This window comes from Bacillus sp. JJ1503, from assembly GCF_036965125.1.
Taxonomy (GTDB): domain Bacteria; phylum Bacillota; class Bacilli; order Bacillales; family Cytobacillaceae; genus Cytobacillus.
The window spans coordinates 1-1,605 of the sequence record NZ_JBALOZ010000533.1 but is presented as its reverse complement, the minus strand read 5'-3'; the positions used below and the strand labels follow the sequence as shown (position 1 = coordinate 1,605).

Annotated in this window: 3 protein-coding genes; 2 read left to right on the top strand and 1 reads right to left on the bottom strand. The window is 34.2% G+C overall.

The genetic code is table 11. From position 1 onward, the window contains the following. Positions 1-422, bottom strand: a 422-nt coding sequence (locus tag V7149_RS26325; protein WP_335348502.1) for a phosphatase PAP2 family protein, incomplete at its 3' end; no start/stop codon positions are given. 238 nt (positions 423-660) lie between these two features. On the opposite strand from V7149_RS26325, the gene V7149_RS26320 reads away from it, so the two are divergent. Beyond that, complete coding sequence (locus tag V7149_RS26320) at positions 661-879, top strand: hypothetical protein (RefSeq protein WP_335348501.1); 219 nt, start codon at positions 661-663, stop codon at positions 877-879. A 104-nt stretch (positions 880-983) separates the two neighbouring features. Beyond that, on the top strand, positions 984-1,605 hold a 622-nt coding region (locus tag V7149_RS26315), incomplete at its 3' end, for a DUF2085 domain-containing protein (RefSeq protein WP_335348500.1).

The window sequence follows — 1,605 nt, the reverse complement described above, 5'->3', positions numbered from 1 at the left end:
GGATAATGATGCCGAACCCAAATTCGAGAGAGGCCCGTCAAAATAGATAAAATCCACATGATTGAACCAATGAAACGTTCATAAAGAAAAATTGAAGTTGAAATTGCGAACACTAGCAAGGTATGTTTGCTGGGAAAAGATGAATCCAATTTGGCGGGAATAAGAATTCCAACTCTGCGTTTTACAAATGGACGTTGTTTAAAATAAAACAGCTTAATTAACATGTTCATTAACAATGAAATCCCTGCAGATATCAGTGCATTACGAGATGCAATTTTGTTGGAATAATTTCTAAACCACATAAAAATCAAAATAAAAATAAACAAATAACGAATTCTATTTGATATCAATATCATAAGCAGATCAATTGGATAACAGCGGCCAGAAAGCTGATTGATTGACTTTAATATCTTGAAATCCATAAAGCAAATCTCCCTATATTTAGATACTAATAAAATCCCCTTCTTCTCAAAAAATATGTAAACTCCGCTAATTCGTCAGGCGGCACCGCTACACCTTTTCTTTGGAAAAACCTCACTAATTGAAGTTTCACCTTAATTCTTAAAGTTGGAAAAGCAATATTATTCTATTTTTTACATATATATGACTAGGACTTTTAGCATTGAAATCCAAATGTAGAAATACGTGGAGGTGAATAAAGTGTCCGGAGGGCAAAGGGTTTTATTTTACCTGCTTTCTTTTTTTATTCCGATCGTGGGGATTATTTTAGGAATTGTTTGGATGAATGATCAAGATTTTGACAAAAAAAGTGTCGGAAAAAAATGTTTGCTCATAAGTATCATTTCGATTGTTCTTAGCTGTGTATGCTGGTTTGCATTATCTGCATTTTCCATGCTGCCAGCATTTTACACCTATTAATTATATGTAAGGCTGACCCCTTAAAACCTTTCATTCAACCACCCTTTCCATAATAGTACCATTTCAAAAAGGTCAGCCCCTTCCTTCAAAAATGGGGGTTGTATATGTTCTCAAGTATTGAAAAATTTACGTTCTTCATAGGAAAAGCCATCTGCCATCAGCTTCCTGAACGTTCATTCCAGATGGAGGGATATTACTTACCTGTCTGTGCTCGAGATACAGGAATTTATCTGGGCATTTTTAGTTCACTCATGTTTATCACTGTGCTGAAAAGGTATAAGAATATAGCCATTCCTAATAAAAAAAATAGCTTTTTCCTATTAATTCTCCTATTGCCATTAGTAGTTGACGGCTTCGGATCTTACTTAGGTGTTTATTCAACAAATAACTTTATTCGTGTCACAACTGGAATCTTATTTGGAAGTACGTTACCTTTTTTTCTTATCCCCATTATTTCTAATTATTCTTCGGAAAAAGAGGCCATCCCAATCATAAAAAATATACGCGAAATGTTTATTCCCCTCTCATTAGCAGGAGCTTTTGTTAACCTGGCTTTCCATTCCCTTGTCTCTTTTGCGATCCTTCAACTGTTAATTATCAGTACACTTTTTATATGGATTTCATTATTCTTTTATCTATTATTTAGGCGTCTCGAGAACCACTTTTTATCAATTAGCTTATCGATAGCCAGCAGTTTAATTGTACTTAGTGTCATGTCCTATACAC